At 63.5% G+C, this 20,381-nt stretch carries 23 protein-coding genes; 7 read left to right on the top strand and 16 right to left on the bottom strand.

What is annotated here, in order from left to right:
- Positions 1–47: 47 nt before the first annotated feature.
- The 11 genes from AZF01_RS04135 to tsaD all read right to left on the bottom strand — a co-directional run bounded on the left by AZF01_RS04135 (position 48) and on the right by tsaD (position 8,299).
- On the bottom strand, positions 48–635 hold the full coding sequence (locus AZF01_RS04135) for an AprI/Inh family metalloprotease inhibitor (protein ID WP_024706570.1): 588 nt from the start codon (positions 633–635) through the stop codon (positions 48–50).
- A gap of 121 nt (positions 636–756) precedes the next feature.
- Positions 757–1,536 carry a succinate dehydrogenase iron-sulfur subunit gene (locus AZF01_RS04130; protein WP_024706569.1) on the bottom strand — a complete coding sequence of 260 codons (780 nt, stop codon included), beginning with the start codon at positions 1,534–1,536 and terminating at the stop codon, positions 757–759.
- A 17-nt stretch (positions 1,537–1,553) separates the two neighbouring features.
- Positions 1,554–3,392, bottom strand: coding sequence for a succinate dehydrogenase flavoprotein subunit (gene sdhA / locus AZF01_RS04125; protein ID WP_024706568.1), 1,839 nt, complete (start codon positions 3,390–3,392; stop codon positions 1,554–1,556).
- Between the two features lie 7 nt (positions 3,393–3,399).
- Positions 3,400–3,780, bottom strand: a complete 381-nt coding sequence (gene sdhD / locus AZF01_RS04120; RefSeq protein ID WP_024706567.1) for a succinate dehydrogenase, hydrophobic membrane anchor protein — start codon at positions 3,778–3,780, stop codon at positions 3,400–3,402.
- Between the two features lie 13 nt (positions 3,781–3,793).
- Positions 3,794–4,186, bottom strand: a complete 393-nt coding sequence (sdhC, locus tag AZF01_RS04115; RefSeq protein ID WP_024706566.1) for a succinate dehydrogenase, cytochrome b556 subunit — start codon at positions 4,184–4,186, stop codon at positions 3,794–3,796.
- Positions 4,187–4,494: 308 nt separating this feature from the next.
- Positions 4,495–5,136 carry a methyltransferase gene (locus AZF01_RS04110; RefSeq protein ID WP_024706565.1) on the bottom strand — a complete coding sequence of 214 codons (642 nt, stop codon included), beginning with the start codon at positions 5,134–5,136 and terminating at the stop codon, positions 4,495–4,497.
- A 60-nt stretch (positions 5,137–5,196) separates the two neighbouring features.
- Entirely contained in the window at positions 5,197–5,424 is a 228-nt protein-coding gene (locus AZF01_RS04105) for a hypothetical protein (protein WP_024706564.1), read from the bottom strand.
- 45 nt (positions 5,425–5,469) lie between these two features.
- The gene (locus AZF01_RS04100) at positions 5,470–5,898 is read right to left on the bottom strand and encodes an EVE domain-containing protein (protein WP_024706563.1); all 429 of its coding nucleotides are present in this window, start codon (positions 5,896–5,898) and stop codon (positions 5,470–5,472) included.
- A 5-nt stretch (positions 5,899–5,903) separates the two neighbouring features.
- Positions 5,904–6,197: a YciI-like protein gene (locus AZF01_RS04095; protein WP_024706562.1), complete on the bottom strand. Its 294-nt coding sequence runs from the start codon at positions 6,195–6,197 to the stop codon at positions 5,904–5,906.
- 21 nt (positions 6,198–6,218) lie between these two features.
- Positions 6,219–7,205: an NAD(P)H-dependent glycerol-3-phosphate dehydrogenase gene (locus AZF01_RS04090; RefSeq protein ID WP_024706561.1), complete on the bottom strand. Its 987-nt coding sequence runs from the start codon at positions 7,203–7,205 to the stop codon at positions 6,219–6,221.
- On the bottom strand, positions 7,202–8,299 hold the full coding sequence (gene tsaD / locus AZF01_RS04085) for a tRNA (adenosine(37)-N6)-threonylcarbamoyltransferase complex transferase subunit TsaD (protein WP_024706560.1): 1,098 nt from the start codon (positions 8,297–8,299) through the stop codon (positions 7,202–7,204). The genes AZF01_RS04090 and tsaD overlap by 4 nt, the downstream gene beginning before the upstream one ends.
- A gap of 72 nt (positions 8,300–8,371) precedes the next feature.
- Here tsaD and hemC point away from each other — a divergent pair, with 72 nt between their 5' ends.
- From hemC to AZF01_RS04055, 6 genes are all read left to right on the top strand, one after another.
- Positions 8,372–9,301 carry a hydroxymethylbilane synthase gene (gene hemC / locus AZF01_RS04080; protein ID WP_024706559.1) on the top strand — a complete coding sequence of 310 codons (930 nt, stop codon included), beginning with the start codon at positions 8,372–8,374 and terminating at the stop codon, positions 9,299–9,301.
- Positions 9,302–9,305: 4 nt separating this feature from the next.
- Positions 9,306–10,019: a uroporphyrinogen-III synthase gene (locus tag AZF01_RS04075; protein ID WP_024706558.1), complete on the top strand. Its 714-nt coding sequence runs from the start codon at positions 9,306–9,308 to the stop codon at positions 10,017–10,019.
- A gap of 167 nt (positions 10,020–10,186) precedes the next feature.
- Entirely contained in the window at positions 10,187–11,440 is a 1,254-nt protein-coding gene (locus tag AZF01_RS04070) for a COG4223 family protein (protein WP_152534439.1), read from the top strand.
- Between the two features lie 12 nt (positions 11,441–11,452).
- Positions 11,453–13,351, top strand: coding sequence for a heme biosynthesis protein HemY (locus AZF01_RS04065; RefSeq protein WP_024706556.1), 1,899 nt, complete (start codon positions 11,453–11,455; stop codon positions 13,349–13,351).
- A 119-nt stretch (positions 13,352–13,470) separates the two neighbouring features.
- A complete protein-coding gene (locus AZF01_RS04060; RefSeq protein WP_024706555.1) occupies positions 13,471–13,959 on the top strand; it encodes a TerB family tellurite resistance protein in 489 nt (162 codons plus the stop codon).
- Entirely contained in the window at positions 13,952–14,653 is a 702-nt protein-coding gene (locus tag AZF01_RS04055; protein ID WP_024706554.1) for a glutamine amidotransferase, read from the top strand. Before AZF01_RS04060 ends, AZF01_RS04055 begins: the two co-directional genes overlap by 8 nt.
- Before the next feature lie 7 nt (positions 14,654–14,660).
- Here the strand turns inward: AZF01_RS04055 and AZF01_RS04050 are convergent, their stop codons facing one another.
- Positions 14,661–15,908 (bottom strand): MFS transporter, encoded by a 1,248-nt coding sequence (locus AZF01_RS04050; RefSeq protein ID WP_024706553.1) that lies wholly within the window; start codon positions 15,906–15,908, stop codon positions 14,661–14,663.
- Positions 15,909–16,046: 138 nt separating this feature from the next.
- On the opposite strand from AZF01_RS04050, the gene AZF01_RS04045 reads away from it, so the two are divergent.
- The gene (locus AZF01_RS04045) at positions 16,047–16,337 is read left to right on the top strand and encodes a YggT family protein (protein WP_024706552.1); all 291 of its coding nucleotides are present in this window, start codon (positions 16,047–16,049) and stop codon (positions 16,335–16,337) included.
- Between the two features lie 148 nt (positions 16,338–16,485).
- Here AZF01_RS04045 and ppa read toward each other — a convergent pair whose 3' ends face one another.
- The 4 genes from ppa to AZF01_RS04025 form a co-directional block, all read right to left on the bottom strand.
- Positions 16,486–17,019 carry an inorganic diphosphatase gene (gene ppa / locus AZF01_RS04040; RefSeq protein ID WP_024706551.1) on the bottom strand — a complete coding sequence of 178 codons (534 nt, stop codon included), beginning with the start codon at positions 17,017–17,019 and terminating at the stop codon, positions 16,486–16,488.
- A 118-nt stretch (positions 17,020–17,137) separates the two neighbouring features.
- Entirely contained in the window at positions 17,138–17,644 is a 507-nt protein-coding gene (locus AZF01_RS04035; protein WP_024706550.1) for a GNAT family N-acetyltransferase, read from the bottom strand.
- A gap of 111 nt (positions 17,645–17,755) precedes the next feature.
- The gene (lpxK, locus tag AZF01_RS04030; protein WP_024706549.1) at positions 17,756–18,796 is read right to left on the bottom strand and encodes a tetraacyldisaccharide 4'-kinase; all 1,041 of its coding nucleotides are present in this window, start codon (positions 18,794–18,796) and stop codon (positions 17,756–17,758) included.
- Positions 18,797–18,842: 46 nt separating this feature from the next.
- Positions 18,843–20,234, bottom strand: a complete 1,392-nt coding sequence (locus AZF01_RS04025) for a 3-deoxy-D-manno-octulosonic acid transferase (RefSeq protein WP_036235913.1) — start codon at positions 20,232–20,234, stop codon at positions 18,843–18,845.
- Positions 20,235–20,381: the final 147 nt, after the last annotated feature.

The raw sequence follows: 20,381 nt of genomic DNA, 5'->3' as shown, positions 1-20,381 counted from the left end.
CAACAAAAAAGGGCCCGCCTGAGCGAGCCCTTGTCATATTGCCGGACCTAGCGGCTCAGGACGACCTGCTGGCCGGAGCTGCTCGTGCCTTCGAGGCGACTCTCACCGGTCTTGTAGAGCCGGGCGATTGCGTAGCCATTGGCATCATTCAGCACCAGCTGATCGCCGTTGATGCCCCAGGATTTCATCGTCGAAAGCCCGCCCGTGCAGCCGCGCGTGCCGCCGCGCAGGCCCTCGCCGAGATTGGTCAGAGTCAGGAACATGTCGCACTGGACGCCGCCCTCATTGGCCTTCCAGCTGCCGACGAGTCCGGCGTTGGAGAGGGCCATTGCGCCTGCGGGCGCTGCGACATTGCCCATGCCGCCCGAACCCGTGGGCGCGCCGGGCGCTGCGGGAAACTGGCCGCTATTGCCAGCGGTTGCTGTATCGACCGGCATCGTCCCCGAATTATAGGTGCCCTGTTGCGCGCCGCCGGGCGGCGGCAGATTGCTGCTCTGCACCTGGCCCGCCGGCGCCGGCGTGAGAGGCTGCGGCTGGGGCGCCACCGGCTGGGAATAATTATAGCTGGTCCGCTGACAGGCGCTCAGCGCCAGGACCGAGGCAATCGCCGTTGCGATCAGAACCTTTTGAACCATTTATCCGAAACTCCCGCTCATGCTCGGCCACTCGTCAATGCCAGCAATCATATCGTGCGTTTTCATGGCCCTGCAAGAGGCCGACCCGAAAAGACCGGCCGCTTGTCCCGTTCCAACAGGCTCAAACCGCCCGCTCGACCAGCATTTTCTTGATGCCGGCGATGGCTTTCGCGGGGTTCAGGCCCTTCGGACAGGCCTGGGTGCAGTTCATGATCGTGTGGCAGCGATAGAGCCGGAAGGGGTCCTCCAGATTGTCGAGCCGCTCGCCAGTTGCCTCGTCACGGCTGTCGATCAGCCAGCGATAGGCCTGCAGCAGCACGGCCGGGCCGAGATAGCGATCGCCGTTCCACCAGTAGGACGGGCAGGAGGTCGAGCAGCAGGCGCAGAGAATGCACTCGTAAAGACCGTCGAGCTTGACGCGGTCCTCATGGCTCTGTTTCCATTCCTTCGCCGGCGGCGGGGAGACGGTCTGCAGCCAGGGCTCGATAGAGCGGTGCTGGGCGTAGAAATTGTTGAGATCCGGCACGAGGTCCTTCACCACCGGCATGTGCGGCAGCGGATAGATCTTCACCGCGCCCTTGATCTCGTCCATGCCCTTGGTGCAGGCGAGCGTATTGGTGCCGTCGATATTCATCGCGCAGGAGCCGCAGATGCCCTCGCGACAGGAGCGGCGCAGCGTCAGCGTCGGGTCGATATTGTTCTTGATGTAGAGCAGCGCATCAAGGACCATCGGCCCGCAATCGTCGAGATCGATGAAATAGGTATCGACCGACGGGTTCTCGCCGGTATCCGGATTCCAGCGATAGATCTTGAACTCGCGCAGATTGGCAGCGCCCTCCGGCTTCGGCCAGGTCTTGCCCGTCTTGATCTTCGAGTTCTTGGGAAGCGTGAATTCAACCATTTCCTATTTCCTCTCGATCAGTAGACACGGGCCTTGGGCGCGATCTTCTTGATGTCGATGCCGTCTGCGATCAGGTCCTGGTGAACCGGGCGATAATCGAGCTTCACTTCGCCGGTCTCGCTGACCCAGGAGAGCGTGTGCTTGCGCCAGTTCTCGTCGTCACGACCGGCGAAGGGGCCGTCGGCATAGTCCTCGCGGGCATGGGCGCCGCGGCTTTCCTTGCGCGCTTCCGCGCCGTAGACCGTGGTGATGGCGCAGGCCATGAGGTTATGGAGCTCAAGCGTTTCGACAAGGTCCGAGTTCCAGATCATCGAACGATCGGTGACCTTGACGTCCGGCAGTTCGCCCCAGATTGCCGAAATCCGCTGGCAACCCTGTTCGAGCGTTTCCTGGGTGCGGAAAACGGCAGCATCTTCCTGCATGGCGCGCTGCATCTTGTCGCGCAGCACCGCCGTCGGCTTGGAGCCGTCGGCATGGCGGATGCGGTCGAAGCGTTCCATGATCTTATCGCAGGCAGCGGTGTTCAGAGCAGGGATCGGGCTTTCGCGGTCGATCACCTGGCCGGCGCGGATCGCGGCGGCGCGGCCGAAGACCACGAGGTCGATCAGCGAGTTGGAGCCGAGACGGTTGGCGCCGTGCACCGAGGCGCAGCCCGCTTCGCCGACGGCCATCAGGCCGGGCGCGACGCGTTCCGGGTTCTCGCTGTCGGCATTCAGCACCTCGCCCCAGTAATTGGTCGGGATACCGCCCATATTGTAGTGCACCGTCGGCAGAACCGGGATCGGTTCGCGAGTGACGTCGACGCCCGCAAAGATGCGCGCGCTTTCCGAAATACCCGGAAGACGTTCCGCCAGGATCGCCGGGTCGAGATGGTCAAGGTGCAGGAAGATATGGTCCTTGTTCTTGCCGACACCGCGGCCTTCACGGATTTCCATGGTCATGCAGCGGGACACCACGTCGCGCGAGGCAAGGTCCTTGGCCGACGGCGCATAGCGCTCCATGAAGCGCTCGCCCTCGGAGTTGGTGAGGTACCCGCCCTCGCCGCGCGCGCCTTCGGTAATCAGGCAGCCTGCGCCGTAAATGCCGGTCGGGTGGAACTGCACGAATTCCATGTCCTGCAGCGGCAGGCCCGCGCGCGCAATCATGCCCGCGCCGTCGCCTGTGCAGGTGTGGGCAGACGTTGCTGAGAAATAGGTGCGGCCGTAACCGCCGGTCGCCAGCACCACCATCTTGGCGGAGAAGCGATGGATCGTGCCGTCATCGAGGTTCCAGGCAACAACGCCGGTGCAGACGCCATCATCGCTCATGATCAGGTCAAGCGCGAAAAACTCAATGAAGAACTCGGCATTGTTCCTGAGCGACTGTCCGTAAAGCGTGTGCAGGATGGCGTGACCGGTACGGTCGGCCGCAGCACAGGTGCGCTGCACAGGCGGGCCGTCGCCGAAATTCTGCATGTGGCCGCCGAAGGGGCGCTGGTAGATCTTGCCCTCTTCGTTACGGGAAAACGGCACGCCGTAATGCTCAAGCTCATAGACCGCCTTCGGCGCCTCCATGACCATGTACTGCATGGCGTCGACATCGCCGAGCCAGTCGGAGCCCTTGACCGTGTCGTAGAGGTGCCACTGCCAGCTGTCGGGCGTCATGTTCTGCAGCGAGGCGGCAATGCCGCCCTGGGCGGCAACCGTGTGCGAACGGGTGGGAAAGACCTTGGTGATGCAGGCGGTCTTGAAGCCCTGTTCGGCCATGCCGAGCGTGGCGCGCAGACCCGCGCCGCCGGCGCCGACGACGACCACGTCATAGGCATGGTCGACATACTCGTAGGCTTTGCCGTTCTTTTCGGGAGAGGAAGTTGCCATCTGCTCGTTACCCCACAAATGCGATCTTCAGGAGGGCGAAGAGACAGAAGCCGCCCACCAGGACTGTGAAAAACGTGTTCGCCAACAAGGCGGAGAGCTTCAAGAGCTCATTGTGAACATAGTCGTCGATGACCTCCTGCATGCCGATGCGCATGTGGATCAGTCCGGCGATCACCATCATCCCCATCAGCACGGCGACGAAGGGATTGGCGAGCGCGCCGATGACGGTCTCGTAGGACGCGCCCAGATGGGCGATGACGAACAGGATGAAGAAGATGAAGAGCGGCACGAGGGCAACAGCCGTCATGCGCTGCATCCAGAAATGGTGGGTCCCCTCCTTGGAGGAGCCGAGGCCGCGAACCTTTTTCAGCGGTGTGCGCATATCCATTCTATGTTTCCTCCTACCAGGCAATCAGGCCGATGATCCAGAGCACCACGGTGATGCCGACGGAGACGAAGGGGAGCGCGATCGCCATCTTGGTGGTGAATTCCTTGCCGAGCCCGTGGCCGAAATCCCAGACGAAATGGCGAAGCCCGCCGAGCAGGTGATGCACCAGCGCCCAGGTGTAGCCAAACATGATGAGAAGCCCGAGCCAGGAGCCGAGGAACCAGCTCACGCAATCGAAAGCCTCTTTGCCCATGGCAGCGGACACCAGCCAGGCGGCCAGAAGAACGGTGCCGAAATACAAGGCCACGCCGGTGATGCGATGGATGATCGACATCGCCATGGTCGGGATGAACTTGTAGACTTGAAGATGCGGCGACAGGGGCCGGTTGCTGGTCGGTGTGGCCATCAAAACCTCGCGGGTGTTCAAAAGGCGCATAGCATGATGCGGGCAGCCGTCGCCGGAGCGGCGGACAATGCCGTTGTTCCACGGTGGTTTACCCATGACAAGGCATCGCGACAAGCCGATTCACGTTCGCCTGCCCGATTTAATCGGTTTGACGAAACAGGGAATCGACAAAGCGCCCGCCCTCCATCGACCGTGCGGGCGGAAAGTCGCACGCCTCATCGGACGAGTCCACTTGATTCGTTACATTTCAATGGCTTAACATGAGTAAAAAAGTCATCTTTTAAGCCGAAACAGGTCGCGCATTGCGATCAGCGGAACCGCCAGACCGTCGTCTTCTTCACTTCGCTGTCCTCCAGAACCCGCGTGACCGGCACCTGATATTGCGCCAGCCTCTCCAAACGCGAAACCGGGCAATAGGCGCGCCCGGGGTCGCCGACCAGCACGGTGACGCCTTCTTTGGCAAGCGCCTCGAACCACGGTATCAGCTCCGCCGCCCAGTCGGCGTCGTAAAAGACATCGCCGGCCAGAAGTACGTCGCAATCAAGCGCTTCGCCCATAAGATTGTCGCCGTGATAGGGAACCTCTACGTCGTTCAGCCCTGCATTGAGGCAAACGGCGGCGCCCGACCAGTGGTCGATGTCGGCCGCCAGCACCGAGGTGGCGCCCGCCTTCGCCGCCGCGATCGCGACAAGTCCCGAGCCTGACGCAAAATCCACGATCCGCTTTCCGGCGACGCAGTCGGGATGATCCAGCACATAGCGCGCCAACCCCTGCCCGCCCGCCCAGGCAAAGGCCCAGAAGGGCGGCGGCAGGCCGATTTCCTCAAGCTCCGCCTCTGTCTTCATCCAGAGGTCGTGCACCTCGCTTGCGAGTCGAAGCCGGATTTCCGGCACGTGCGGCGGCGTCAGGATATCGGTGTTTTCGAGGATGAATTCTTCACGTTCTTTCATCGCAGGAAGCCGGAACCATATTCGTTCCTCGGGCCACCTTGTTCCGACGGCGGCATCGCTTCATCCTTTTTCGGAGCCGGGCCAGCGCGTCGTCGCCAGAACCCACAACCCGACGATATTTCCGAGCGGCACAAAGCAGAGCAGCACCCAAAAACCGGAAAACCCCATCCGGCGCAGAATGCGCGCCACCGGCCAGCCGAAAATGAGCCACCAAATGAGCGCGGCAATGGCAAGCTGCCAGAGCCCCCAGTGGGCGCCCATCCAGAAGGAATACTCATGCCCGTTCATGGCAATCACTCCCGAGAAAATATGAAGGCGGCAACGACGCTAGGCTCACCGCGGCGGCTCCTCAAGCCCGCCCATGCGGCAGACCTCCAACCATTCGTCTTCCTTCACCGGCTGCACCGAAAGGCGCATCGAGGTCACCAGCGCCATCTCGGCAAGCTTCGGATTGGCCTTCACATCCTTCAGCGTCACCGGCTTCGGCATGTCGGCCACCGCGCGGATATCGACGCATTCCCAGCGCGGGTCGTCGGTGGTGCTATCGTGATGGGCAAGCGCGCAGACTTCACAGATGCCGACGACTTCCAGCCCCTCGTTTGAGTGGTAGAAGAAGCCCTTGTCGCCGATTTCCATGGCCCGCATATTGTTGCGGGCCTGATAATTGCGCACCCCGTCCCATTCTTCCCCGGCCTCGCCCTTCGCCTTGAGCATTTCCCAGGAGAACTTGAACGGTTCGGATTTGAAAAGCCAGTAGGCCATGAAGCTCAGACCCCCGGATTGTTGTAGAGCCACTTATATGGCTTGACCTCGACCTTTTCGAACAGTCCGGCCTTGCCATAGGGGTCCTGCGCGACGATCGCCTCCGCCGACGCCTGATCCTTCGCCTCGATCAGCAGCATCGAACCGCAGGGCTTCTCCTGCTCGTCGAGAAACGGGCCGGCGATCTTCAGCGTGCCCTTTTCGTTCAGCCCGTCGAGCCATTCGAGATGGCGGGGCCGGTTTTCCATACGGATATGAATGTGGTCAGGCTTGTCCTTGCACAAAACGGCGAAAAGCATCTTCCTGTCTCCTCTCGTTTCTCATTCGGTCGTGATCGGCCGGGTCATCAGGTCTTCCAGCGCCTGCGGAATGCCGAGCTTGCCATCCAGCACGCGGGCAACGGCATTCGAGATCGGCATCTGCACGCCATAGCTTTCGGCAAGCTCGCTGGCGACGGAGGCAGAATAGACCCCTTCGACGAGCGCCGCATTGATGTTGTCGAAATTGCCTTCGGCCAACGCCACACCATAGCGGAAATTGCGCGACTGGCGCGAGGAGCCGGTCAGCACCAGATCGCCGAGGCCTGAAAGGCCGCGCACCGTCTCCGCCTCGCCGCCCATGGCGACGGCAAGCCGCGACATTTCCGCAAGGCCGCGCGCAATCAGCGCCGCGCGGGCCGATTCGCCGAGGTCCGCGCCCTCGACAATGCCGCAGGCGATCGCCAGAACGTTTTTCAGCGCGCCGCCGATCTGCACGCCGACGGGATCGCCGGAGGCATAGATGCGGAAGGTCCGGCCGGAAAGGATCGTCGCCGTTTCGCGCGCAAGCGTGCGGTCGCGGAAGGCCAGCGCCATGGCAATCGGCTTGCCGCCCGCCAGATCAACGGCAAAACCGGGACCGGACAGCGCCCCGGCATGGTGATGCGGCAACGCCTCGTTCAGCACATCGGTGATCAGCCGCCCGCTCGCCCGCTCGATCCCCTTGGCGGCGGACACGATGACGGCATCCTTGTTCAGATAAGGCGCATAATAAAGGGCAGCAGCCCGCTGCGCCTGCGCGGGAACGGCGAGCACCACCGTATCGGCCACGCCGAGGATCGACGGGTCGATCGTGTAGTTCAGCGCCTCAGGCAGGGTAATCCCCGGCAGTACGGCCTCATGCCGGCGGCTCTCGCGCATCGCCTCGATCAGCCCGGCATTGCGGCCGAGCAGCGTTACCTCGTCCTCGCCCTCATGGGCAAAGACGGCGGCGAGCGCCGTGCCGAAGGCGCCCGAGCCGATGACGACGGTCTTTTTTTTCTCATTCATGCTTTCGCACCCTTCCTTCCGCTGCCGATCAGGGCTTTGGCCTTGACATCGAGCGGCCAGCGCGAGCGCACGGGAACGTCAACCCCGTCAGCGGGAAAACCGGCGGCCGCCCGCTCGAGCCCGGCCCAGGCGATCATCACCGCATTATCCGTGCAGAGCCTGAAAGGCGGCGCCACGAAGACAAAGCCTTCCCGCTCGCTCAAGGATGTGAGCACCGCCCTGATGGCGCTGTTGGCGGCAACGCCGCCGGCGACAACCAGCGCCGGACGGTCTTCTGCCGCAAGTCCTTCCGCCTTGAAGCGGGCAAGCGACCGGCCGACGCGATCGCGCAGCGTTTCGGCAACAGCCAACTGGAAGGCGGCGCAGAGATCGGCAACATCCTGCTCGCCGAGCGGCGCAAGGTTCTGCGCCGCCTGCCGTACGGCCGTCTTCAGGCCGGAAAAGGAGAAATCGAGCCGCGCCTCGCCCTTCATCGGGCGCGGCAGGGCAATGCGTTTCGGATCGCCGGTTTTCGCCGCCGCCTCCACCTGCGGGCCGCCGGGGTAGCCGAGACCCAGGAGCTTCGCCGTCTTGTCGAAGGCCTCGCCCAGCGCGTCGTCAATGGTCGTGCCCCAGCGCTCATACTGTCCGACGCCCTTCACGAGAACGATCTGCGTATGACCGCCGGAAACCAGCAACATGAGGAAGGGAAATTTGACGCCGTCCGTCAGCCGCGCCGTCAGCGCATGGCCTTCGAGGTGATTGACGCCGTAAAAAGGCTTGCCGGCCGCATAGGCCATCGCCTTGCCGCTCATGGCGCCGACGATGAGACCGCCGATCAGCCCCGGCCCGATGGTCGCCGCAATGCCGTCGAGATCGCCGAGCGAAACGCCGGCACGCTCCAGCGCCTCGGCAATCAGCCGGTCCATCGCCTCCACATGGGCGCGGGCGGCAATTTCCGGCACCACACCGCCGAAAGCCGCATGTTCTTCGAGCTGGCTCAGCACGACATCGGCGAGGATTTCCCCGCCCCCGTCCTCAGCGCGCGCGACGACGGCGGCGGCGGTTTCATCACAGCTCGATTCGATACCGAGAAAGACAGACTTCTTGTTCATGGGCTCAGACGAACATTTGCGGCGGCGCGCAATCCGGTTTACGACACACCCGGTAACAACGGTGGACGCAGGATGCAAACGAAACCTTTGAGGATCGGCACGCGCGGCAGCCCGCTGGCGCTCGCCCAGGCCCATGAAGCACGCGACCGGCTGATGGCGGCCCATGGCCTTTCCGAAGACATATTCGAGATCGTGGTGCTGTCGACCAAGGGCGACCGGATCACCGACCGGCCGCTCTCGGCGATCGGCGGCAAGGGGCTTTTCACCGAAGAACTCGAGGCGCAGCTTCTTTCCGGCGAACTCGATTTCGCCGTCCATTCGTCGAAGGATATGCCCACCACCCTGCCCGACGGCCTCGAACTCTCCACCTTCCTGCCGCGCGCCGATCCGCGCGACGCCTTCATCGGCAGGGATGTGAAAAAACTGGCCGACCTGCCGGAGGGCGCGGTCGTCGGCTCGTCCTCGCTGCGCCGCCAGGCGCTGATTCGCCGCCTGAGACCGGATATCGAGGTGGTGCTGTTTCGCGGCTCCGTGCAGACGCGGCTGCGGAAGCTGGCCGACGGCGTGGTCGACGGCACGTTTCTCGCCAATGCCGGGCTGAAACGTCTCGGCATGGACGACGTGGCGACGGAAGTGCTGAGCGTGCGCGATTTCCTGCCCGCCCCGGCTCAAGGCGCGATCTGCATCGAACAGCGCAGCGGTGATCAACGCATCGGCGACCTGCTCGCGCCGGTCAATGATGAGGATACAGCGATCGCGGTCTCCTGCGAACGCGCCTTTCTCGCGGCTCTCGACGGCTCCTGCCGCACGCCGATCGCGGCCTATGCCCGCTGTTTCAACGAACGGATCTCCTTTTCCGGCATGATCCTGACGCCGGACGGCGCAACGGCGCATGATATCGTCACCGACGGTATGCGCGCGGAAGCACGGAAAATCGGGCATTGGGCCGGCGAACAGTTGAAGAAACGCGCGGGCCCCGGCTTCTTCGAAGACTGGACCTGACCCCATGCGCCTTCTCGTGACCCGACCGAAAGAGAAGGCCGAACGCACTTGTGCACGCCTCGCCGCCATGGGACACGAAGCCTTTTCATTACCGCTCTTTTGCGCGGTGCATTTCGATGACGCAGCGAAAGCGGCCCTTGGAGCGAGAAGCTGGCGGGCGCTCGCGGTCACCAGCGCCGAGGCGCTTCAAAAAATCGACGCGGGTCGCGATGCGGCCGACATGCGGGATCGGCCGCTTTTCGCCGTCGGCGACAAGACGGCAAGGGCCGCGCGCGCCGCAGGCTTCACCCGCGTCATCGATGGCGGCGGCGACGGGGAACGTCTGGCCGAGGCCATCGCCGCCTTCCCGCCCTCAGGCGATGGCCCGCTGCTTTATCTCGCCGGCGATCCGCGCGCGCCCTTTTTCGAGGCAGCGCTTCGACGGTTCGGCGTGGCTTTCGAAACCGTGACGGCCTATGCGATGCGGCCGGTCGCCGATCTGCCGGTCGTAGCCATCCTGGAGGCTGCAAGGCCTCAAGCCGTGCTGTTTTACTCGGCGGCCGCGGCCGCGCGCTTCTTTGCGCTGGCCCCGCCGCAATTGCTTGCGGAGTACGGGCTCAAGCCGCTTTTCCTCTGTCTCAGCGCCAAGGTGGCGGCATCGGTTCCCGCTTGCCTCTCCGCCTCGGTCAGGATTGGCGGGGCGCCAGACGAGGAAGGCCTGCTCGCGCTTCTGAATTGACGGCGTTTTGCCGCGTTCGACCTTTTGCCGGGAACAACAAGCCCACAAAGACCTTTTCTAAACAGCGCGCGCCCTCTAACTTAGCGGCATGAAGCGCAAAAGAGGTAACCATGGTTTCGGACACGCCGTCACAGCCCCCGAAGAACGATAAACGCGAGGAGAATACCATGACGCCGGCGGACGATACCGGCCGCGAGCCCGCGACCCCGCCCGCTGCGCCCGAGGAAAATGACGCTGCCGTCAAGACCGCAATGGCCGATGTGGCGGCCGCGATCAAGCGCCATGAGGAACACGGCGCCGACGAGACGCCGGCCGAAACGGAAAGCGAGACGGACGAGGCGCCAGCCGGCGACAAGAACGCCAAAACAGCGCCGGGTGACGGCAGCGCGCCGCCGCCGCCGAAAAACGATGAACCGCCGGAAGACAAGAGGCGCGGGCCCGGCGCAGGGCCTCTGCTTGCGGCAGGGCTTGCCGGGGGCATGATCGCACTGGCGGGGGCCGCCGCGCTTTTCTATTCCGGCGTTTTCGGCCAGACCAGCGCTTCGGCAAGGCTGCAGGAGGAACTTTCCGCGCTCCGGCAAGAGGTTGCCGCGCTCAAACCCGGCGACCAGTCGGGCGCCGTCAGCACGCTCCAATCCGATCTTTCTGCCTTGAAAACACGTGTTGAAAGCCTCTCCGGCAATGGCGGCGACGGCCTTTCCGCCCTTCAAAGCCAGGTGGCCGAGCTGCAGAAGACGGTTCAGTCGGATGCCAGCCAACTGCAGTCGCTTGCCCAGGAAAATGACAGTCTGAAAAGCGCGATCAGTTCCGACCAGCAGACCATGCAGCAGAAACTTTCGGCGCTTGAGCAGAAGGTGAACACGCCCGGAAAGGATCTTGCCGTTGCCCGCGCGATCGCGGCCGCCGGTCTGAAATCGGCCATTGACCGGGGCGATGATTTCGCCGCCGAACTCTCCACCTATGCCCAGGTCGCGCCTCAGAATGCCGACCTGTCCGCGCTGCAATCGCTTGCGCAAGACGGCGTGCCGACGCGCGAGGCCCTGACCGAACAGTTTTCGTCGCTTGCCAACGACATCATCGAGGCCGCCGACCAGCCACCGCCCGATACCGGTATCTTCAACCGTCTCGTCGACAGCGCCAAGGGCCTCGTCAATGTACGACCCGTCGGTGATGTCCAGGGCGACGGCGTGCCGGCGATCGTCGCGCGCATCGAGAACGACCTCAAAGCAGGCAAGCTGAAACAGGCCGAGCAGGAATGGCAATCGCTTCCCGAAGACGCCAGGGCCGTTTCCGCGGATTTCGAACAATCGCTATCCGCCCGCATCAAGGCCGATGACCTGGTCTCGGAAGCGCTGTCCGGCGCACTTTCCAGCACCGCCGGCGCGCCGGTTGCGGGCGCCGCGACGGCCCCGGCCAACTAAGGAAGGAACGACATGATCAGGCTGCTCATCTTCGCGCTCGTCGTTCTCGCCTTCGCGCTCGGCTTTTCCTGGTTCGCGGACCGTCCCGGCGAACTGACGCTGACCTGGCAGGGACAATTGTTCCAGACGCCGCTGACCACGGCGCTGGCGCTGCTGATCGCGCTGATTTTCGTCGTCATGGTGGTCTGGTGGCTGGTGAGCGCGCTCTGGACGTCACCCAACAGCGTTCGCCGCTATTTCCGCGCCCGCAAGCGCGACCGCGGCTATCAGGCAATCTCCACCGGGCTGATCGCCGCGGGATCCGGCAATCTGGTGATGGCGCGCAAGATGAGCACGCGCGCCCACGCGCTGCTCAGCGTCGACCAGGAACCGCTCATTCATGTGCTGGATGCGCAGGTGGCGCTGATCGAGGGCAATCACGACAAGGCCCGCCGGTTGTTCGAGACCATGGCCGAAGACCCGGAAACGCAGGAACTTGGCCTGCGCGGGCTTTACCTTGAGGCCAAGCGCGTCGGCGCGGAAGAAGCCGCCCAGCAATATGCCGAGCGCGCCGCCGACAAGGCGCCCTATCTCGCCTGGGCCGCCAAGGCGACGCTCGAGGCCCGCACCCGCCAGGGCCGCTGGGACGATGCCATCCGCCTGCTCGACCAGCAGCGTTCCGCCAGGGTGACCGACAAGCAGGATTCCGCCCGCCTGAAAGCGGTGCTGCTCACGGCGCGGGCGGAAAGCAAACTGGACACCGACACCAAGGGCGCAGCCGCCGACGCGCTTCAGGCGCTGAAGCTGCGCGATGATTTTCATCCGGCCGCGATCATTGCCGCCAAGGCCTATCTGGCGCAGGGCAATCTGAGAAAATCCGCCGGCGTGCTGGAAATGGTCTGGAAGAAGGAGCCGCACCCGCAGACCGGCGCGCTCTATGTGCGGGCGCGCGGCGGCGACACCGCGGTAGACCGACTGCGGCGGGCCGAGAAGCTGGAGGGTCTGAAGCCCAACAATCCGGTTTCGCTTATGGTGGTCGCCCGGGCGGCGCTCGATGCGCGCGAATTCGACAAGGCGCGCACCAAGGCAGAGGCCGCCGCCCGCATGCAGTCGCGCGAAAGCGCCTTCCTCCTGCTCGCCGATATCGAGGAAGCGGAGACCGGAGACCAGGGCCGCGTGCGCCACTGGATGGCGCAGGCGCTGCGCGCCGAGCGCGACCCGACCTGGGTCGCCGACGGACTGGTGTCCGAATACTGGCGCCCCTTCTCGCCGGCGACCGGCAAGATCGACGCCTTCGAGTGGAAAGTGCCCTATGGCGCGATCGAGGGGCCGGTCGAGGAAGGCTCGGCGACCCGTCTGGACGAGGCGCTCAGGAGCCTGCCGCCCGTCGGCGGCGCGAAGGCGGATGACGAAAAGCCCGCCGAAGATGCCCCGATCTTCGATGACGCCGCGGAAGCGGAAGCCGAGGCCATGGCAAGCGATGCCCCGAAGGGCCCGACCGGTGACAAGCCGGAAGCCCCGACGGTGATCGATGCGGCTGCCGCCGCGCCGGCCGCCGTCACCGAGGCCGCGCATATCGCCGAGACAGAAGAAAAAGTTGCCCGCACCCCTGCCCGAAGCGCAGAGGAGGAGGCACGCGAACAGCGCGAAGCCTCCGAGACGGCGCGCGAAGCGCCTGCCGATGGCATAAAGGCGAATGGCGAGCCGGAGGGCGACCGGAAGGCCGCGCATGCGGATCCTGTGTCCACCGACAAGCCGGCCGAGGACGCGTACGCGCCGCCCCGCCCCGCCGAAAGCGGTCCGGAGGAGGAAGACGAGGCCGACAGGAAAGCGGGTCTCTCGCCCTTCGGTGGACGCACGCCGGATGATCCGGGCATTGACGACGGTGAAGACGACGATCCGCCGCCGGCGAAAAAACGCAGATTTTTCTGACCGACCGTCCTGGCAATTGTCATAACCGTAATTTGACTGCGCGGGTGCTATTGGCCTATTGGCGGAAGAGCGCCAGCGCGCCATGATGTTTTCAGACTCACCAGCAAGGCACTTCCCGCATGTTCGAAAAAATCAGCCGGTTTCTCCAGGACATCACCAATGACGGCGCGGATGAAAGCACCCGGCCGAATGATGCCCGCGTCGCCGTCGTTGCGCTCTGCTATCAGGTGATGGAAGCCGACGGCGTGGTGAGCGAGAGCGAGCAGAAGCGCCTGCGCGAACTGATGGAAAGCCAGTACGGCCTGCATGGCGCGGGGCTGGAGGACCTGATTACGGCCGGCGAAGAGGCCGGCAGCGAGGCCGTCGACTTCTACCGCTTCACCTCCGATGTGAAACGGCATCTCGATGAAGACCAGCGCATCCGGCTGATCGGGCTGCTCTGGGACATCGCCTATGCCGATGGCAACCGCACCGAGATGGAAGACAATGTGGTCTGGCGGATTGCCGAACTGGTCGGCGTTTCCGGACGCGACCGTGTGCTGGAACGGCAAGCGGCGCTGAAAAGGGCGAAGATTGCGGACGAGAAAGATAGCGAAAGCGATGAATGACAGAAAGAAACCGGTCCTGATCATCCTGCATCAGGAACGTTCGACGCCCGGGCGGGTCGGCCAGTTGCTCATGCAGAAGCGCTTCCCCCTTGACATTCGACGCCCTGCCCTCGGCGACACCCTGCCTTCAACGCTCGAAAACCATTCCGGCGCCGTCGTTTTCGGCGGCCCGATGAGCGCCAACGACAATGAGGACTATGTCCGCCGCGAGATCGACTGGCTTGATGTTCCGCTCAAGGAAGATCGCCCCTTCCTCGGCATCTGCCTCGGCGCGCAGATGCTGGCCCGCCAGCTCGGCGCGAAGGTCTACGGCAATCATGACGGCTCGGTGGAGATCGGCTGGTATCCGATCGAGGCCACGAATAATGGCCGCATGCTGATGAAATGGCCCTCCATGGTCTACCAGTTCCACCGGGAGGGTTTCGATCTGCCGCATGGGGCCGAGCTTCTGGCGCGCGGCGACCTTTACCCCAACCAGGCCTATCGTTACGGCAAGAAGGCTTACGGCGTGCAGTTTCACGCCGAGCTGACGCGGATGATGATGCAGAGCTGGGTGGTGCGCGGCGCAAGCCGTTTCACCCTGCCGAAAGCGCAGCCGGGCAGCGCGCATCTGGAAGGCCGCATGCTGCATGACCGCGCCCTGAAAGCCTGGCTCGACAATTTCCTCGACATCGTCTTCGAGGAGGCCGGCTGAGCGGGCCCTATCGCCCGACGAGATGGTCGGGCGTTTCCAGACTGTCGACATTGCGCAGCTTGGTGAATTTCATCGCCCAGATGCCGGCGACGGCCAGCGACCCGACGCCGCCGAAGATGACGGCGGGGACCGCGCCGATGACATGGGCCATGGTGCCGGCGCGGAACTCGCCGAGTTCGTTGGAGGCGCCGACGAACACCATGTTCACGGCATTGACCCGACCGCGCAATTCGTCCGGCGTCCACAAAGCGATCAGGGTTTCGCGCACATAGACCGAAATCATGTCCGCGCCGCCCATCACCGCAAGCGCCGCAATCGAAATCCACGGGCTGGCGGAAACACCGAAGACGATCGTTGACAGGCCGAACAGGGCGACGCCCGCGAACATGTAGTAGCCGGCATGGTGGCGGATCGGCACGCTTGCCAGAACCAGCGCGACGAGCACGCCGCCAACGCCGGGCGCGGCGCGCAGAAGGCCGAGCCCCCAGGGACCGAGATCGAGAACATCGCGCGCAAAGACCGGCATCAGCGCCACGGCGCCGCCGAGAAGCACCACGAACAGGTCGAGCGAGATCGCGCCGAGCACGACCTTCTCGGTGGTGATGAAGCGGAAGCCGGCGAGGATGCTTTCAAACGAGACGGCGCTTTGCGGACGCCGGTTCGCAGGTTTCGGCACCATCAGCATCAGCACGGTCGCGCCGGCGAAAAGCGCAAGGGCGGTGGAATAGGCCAGCACCGCGCCGCCGCCGTAAAGCAGGCCGCCGGCAACCGGCCCGACGATGGAGGCAATCTGCCAGGACGAGGAATTCCACGCAATCGCGTTGGCAAGGTCCTTTTCCGGCACCAGGTTCGGCGCCAGGGATTGCAGCGCCGGCCCGGAAAACGCCCGCTCCGTGCCGAAGACGGCGAGAAGCGCGAAGACCGGCCAGGGCGAGAAAAGTCCGAGCACCGTGATCGTCAGCAGGGCGGCGGCGCAGGCGGTCGCGACGGCAAAGCAGATCGCCGCGATCATCCGGCGATTGTAACGGTCGGCGACCGTGCCGGTCACCAGCGTCAGAAGCAGCGAGGGCAGGAACTGGAAAAGCCCGATCAGGCCGAGATAGAAAGCGTTTCCGGTCTCGTCATACATCTGCCAGCCAACGGCGACGGAGACGATCTGGACGGCGAAGGTGCCGAGGAAGCGCGAGAAGAAGTAAAGGGCGTAGCTTCGGTGTCGAAAGGCGTCGAAGCGGGCGCCGGTCTCCGAGTTTATCATCTGGACAAGGCTTTCCGGAAAACGAATAGCGAGACTGTTCCGGATTTTCGAACGATCTCAACCGCCGAAGACCAGAGGCCCCTTGCCCGTTTAGATTTGAATGTCTAAATGTTTGCAAGGAAAAAACGGGAGTTTTCAATGATCGCGCTACTCGAGACGGTTTATTACGCACTTGAAATCTATAAGTGGGTGATCATCGCCAGCGCCATATTCTCCTGGCTTTATGCATTCAACATCATCAATGCGCGCAGCGAATTCATCAATTCGATCGGCCGCGCGCTCTATGCCATCACCGAGCCGGTCTATCGACCGATCCGAAATTTCCTGCCCAATCTCGGCGGAATCGACATTTCCCCGGTGATCGTCCTGTTGATCGTGTTCTTCCTGCAGCGCCTGATCGTGACCGGCCTGATCCCGCAGTTCTACTGAGCGCTCGGGAGCTTTGCAGCGGTTGCCGGTCGCCCGGTTTGCCCGCGCGAGCCGGTCGTCTGTCTTGATAAAACTGAAAACGCCGGGCTCTCGAGACCCGGCGTCGTCGTTGCGCGCATCAAACCGAAGACGCGGAACGTGAAAAGCCTCAGCCCTTCTGTTTGGCGCGTTCGATCGCCTCGACGATCAGCTTCTTGGCTTCGTTGACATCGTGCCAGCCGAAGATCTTGACCCATTTGCCGGGCTCCAGATCCTTGTAGTGCTCGAAGAAGTGCTCGACCTGTTTCAGCTGGATTTCCGGAATGTCGGTGAAATTCTGGACCTTGTCGAAGCGGGCGCTGACATCCTGCGAGGGGACGGCGATGATCTTTTCGTCCTTGCCGGAATTGTCTTCCATCATCATCACGCCGATCGGGCGGACATTGATCACGCAACCGGGCATCAGCGGCCGGAAATTGCAGATCAGCACGTCGATCGGATCGCCGTCATCGGAAAGCGTGTGGGGGACAAAGCCGTAATTGCCGGGATACATCATCGGCGTGTAGAGGAAGCGGTCGACGACCAGAACGCCGGCATCCTTGTCCATCTCGTATTTGATCGGCTGGCCGCCCATCGGCACTTCGACAATAACGTTGATATCGTCCGGCGGGTTCTTGCCGATGGAAATCGCTTCAATACGCATAGGTGCCTCCAAACAGGGAAAATATCGCGACTTGGATAATCAAATTGGACGGACAAAGCAATAACGCGAAATGACTTCCGTTAATTTCCCGGTCGGCGTGTGCCGCAGGCCACGACAGTCAGTCCCAGGCGTAGGAAATCCTGCCGATCAGCCGGTCGCCATAGTGCTCCTCGGCGAAGGCGAGAGGCTTGCCGCCGAGCCCGCTGAAGAAGAGGGCGGCCTGGTCGAGCGTGTCGATCGCCCAGCAGATCGTGCCCTTGCAGCCGAGCGAGTTCAGCAGCCGGCGCGCCGCCTCGAACAGTTCGCGGCCAAAGCCGAGCCCCTGATATTCGGGCAGAAGATAGATCTCGTAGATCTCGCCTTCCTGCGGCAAGGTCTTCACCCGGTTGAGGCCGACGCTGGCATAGCCCACCGGCTCGCCCTCGACAGCGAGCACCAGAAGCGTTTCCTCGCTGGCGATCGCACGCCTCCACCAGGAAAGATTGCGCTCGGTGATCATCCTCTGAAGAACGGCATGGGGAATAATGCCCGCATAGGTATGCTGCCAGGCGCGCCAGTGCACGTTTGCGATCTTTTCCGCATCGTCCGCTTTCGCGGGGCGCACATCGCCAGACAATATCCTCATGGCACCCTACCGATATTCTTTCTCTCTCGGCACAGGCCGAGAATACGACAATCGACGTCATTTGCCCACACCAAATCGAACCGGAGGCCCGGCGGCATCCGCTCAGCTCGATCAGGCTGACCTGCCGTCCCGCCGCTTGAAAGCATCGGCAGCGGCCGATACGAGGCAATCGGGCATCATCGGATCGTCAAAAACAGCCATGATTTCCAAAACCGCGCTCGACGCGCCAAGGGCGACAAGGTCTCGATCCTTCGTCCCGGCCAGCCGGGCCATATCCTTTGCGGTCGTAACCGGCAGAAGCCCCCCCGTGCCCGCCTGCGCGACAAGGTTGCGGGCGAGCGCGGGCGTGATCGCTTCGTGGTCGCCAAGCCGAACGCGTTCCGCGACCACGGCGCCAAGCCCTTCAAGCGTATCGAAGAACTTGTCGGGGTCGCCGATCCCGGCATAGGCGAGCACATGGCGGCCAGCGAGCCGGTCAGCCTCATCGCCCGCCGGCTTCTGGCTGAAACGCTCGACCGGCACATGCGCCTGCCGCGCAACGGCGGCGACATCCGCCGCGCCTGGTCCCTCGCCGTTGAGTAGAACGACATCGGCTTTCGGAAACTGGGCGGCAAGCGGCGCTCTCAAAGGCCCCGCCGGCAGGCACAGGCCGTTGCCAAAGCCGCGCCTGGCATCCACCACGGCGACCGTGAAGTCGGGCCTCAGCCTGCCGCTCTGCAGCCCGTCATCCATGATGATGAAATCGACGCCCGCGCTGACCAGAAGTTCCGCCGCATCGACGCGTCCGGGCGAAACGGCCGCGGGCGCGGTGCGCGACAGCATCAGCGCCTCGTCGCCCACATCGGCATGGGTATGCCGTTCGGGATCCACCAGACGCGCCGAGGTTACCTTCGCGCCGTAGCCCCGCAACACGAAACCGGGCTTTCGACCCGCGGCAATAGCCGCCTTCGCCAGCGCTTCCGCGACCGGCGTCTTCCCTGTTCCGCCAACAGTGAAATTGCCCACGCACAGGACCGGAACGGAAACGCTTGCCCCTTTCGCCCGCCGCATGCGACGGCCGGCGAGGGCCCCGTAAAGGCGCGAGAACGGCCAGAGAACGAAGCTCAGCACGTGGCCCTTCCGCCACCAGAATGCATGGATTGTCGTCTTCATGCGAAAAGGCCGCCCCCGTTTGACGACAAGAGGAAAGGGCGCGCCTTCAGCGAAGAGCCTTGCGCAGATCCTGGCTCGCAATCTTGTCCTTGATATTGACGGTGCGCTTCTTTTCAGGAACGGGCCGCGGCCGGGCGAAGAACCGGGCCTCCAGCCGCAGGGGCGCGAGAAAGCGCTCCATCCCCTTCATCGTCTTGATCAGCGCGCCGCGCATGTCCCGGACGCCGGCATAGCCGGCCGAAATCATCAAGCCGCGCGCATCCCGGTCGCTTAAGAGAAAATCGACCGACTGCATCAGCGCTTCCGGCCCTTCGACGGTGCGCACCGCGCCGCGCTGGCGAAGCTGCCTGTAGGTGTCGCGGAAATTGTCGATATAGGGGCCGGTGATCACCGCCGCGCCGAGCATGGCCGGCTCCAGCGGGTTCTGCCCGCCCTTGGCAACCAGCGAACGGCCGACGAAAGCGATTTCGGTGAGGCGCAGGTAGAGGCCCATATCCCCCATCGTGTCGCCCAGAAGAATATCCGTCTCTTCCACCGGTATTTCGCCGAGCGAACGACGGCAGACATTCAGCCCCTTCGCGGCAAAGAGCCCCGCCAGCACATCGCCGCGATCGGGATGGCGCGGCACGATCACGGTCAGGAGGCCGCGATGCTTGCCGCGCAGCGCCACATGCACGTCGGCGGCGATCTTCTCCTCGCCGTCAAAGGTCGAAATCGCGGCCCAGACGGGCCGCTCGCCGATCGCCTCGCGCAAGGTCCTGACAAGATGGTCATCAGCCGGCGGCGCATCGCGATCGACCTTCAGGTTTCCGGTCACCGTGACGTGCAGGGCGCCAAGATCGGAAAACCGTTCGGCGTCGAGGTCGGTCTGGGCCATGACCAGGGAAAAGCGCGAGAACAGGCTGCGCGCCAGTTCCCGGCGATGCATCCAGCGTTCGAAGGAGCGATCGGAAATCCGGCCGTTGACGATGATCTGCGCAATCTTGCGGCGGGCAAGCTCGCCGATCGTGACCGGCCAGACCTCCGTTTCCACGTTTACGGCCAGATCCGGCCGCCAGTAATCGAGAAACCGGGAGACGGCCGGGATTGCGTCGATCGGCACATATTGGTGGATCACGTCATCGCCGAAACGCTCCGCGGCGAGCCTGGCCGAAGTGACGGTTCCCGTCGTCAGGAGAATGGAGAGGCCGCAGCCCCTGATCTCTTCGATCAGCTGCGTCACGGCAAGCGTTTCGCCGACGCTTGCGGCATGGACCCAGACCAGCGGTCCGTCCGGACGGATGCGCCCGGACCGCCCGAAACGTTCGCCGATGCGACCGCGTTCTTCCTTGCCCTTGTGCTTGCGATACTGAAGTATCGCCCACAATAGAGGATAGCCGAGAACACCACCGAGCCGGTACCCGTTATTGGCGAGCCAAACTGATGAACCAGTTTTCATACCTTCGTCCGCATCCCCGTTCATAACCTAAGGACAGGCAGCCGCACCGCTACCAAAACGCGAATCACCTGTTCCTAGAAATACCACCAAGCGGGAATCCGGACCAAGCCAACATTTTCGAAAAATGTCGTTTTGCCGCTGCGTTCA

It is taken from the genome of Martelella sp. AD-3, assembly GCF_001578105.1.
Taxonomy (GTDB): domain Bacteria; phylum Pseudomonadota; class Alphaproteobacteria; order Rhizobiales; family Rhizobiaceae; genus Martelella.
This window is presented reverse-complemented; position numbering and strand designations above follow the sequence as displayed.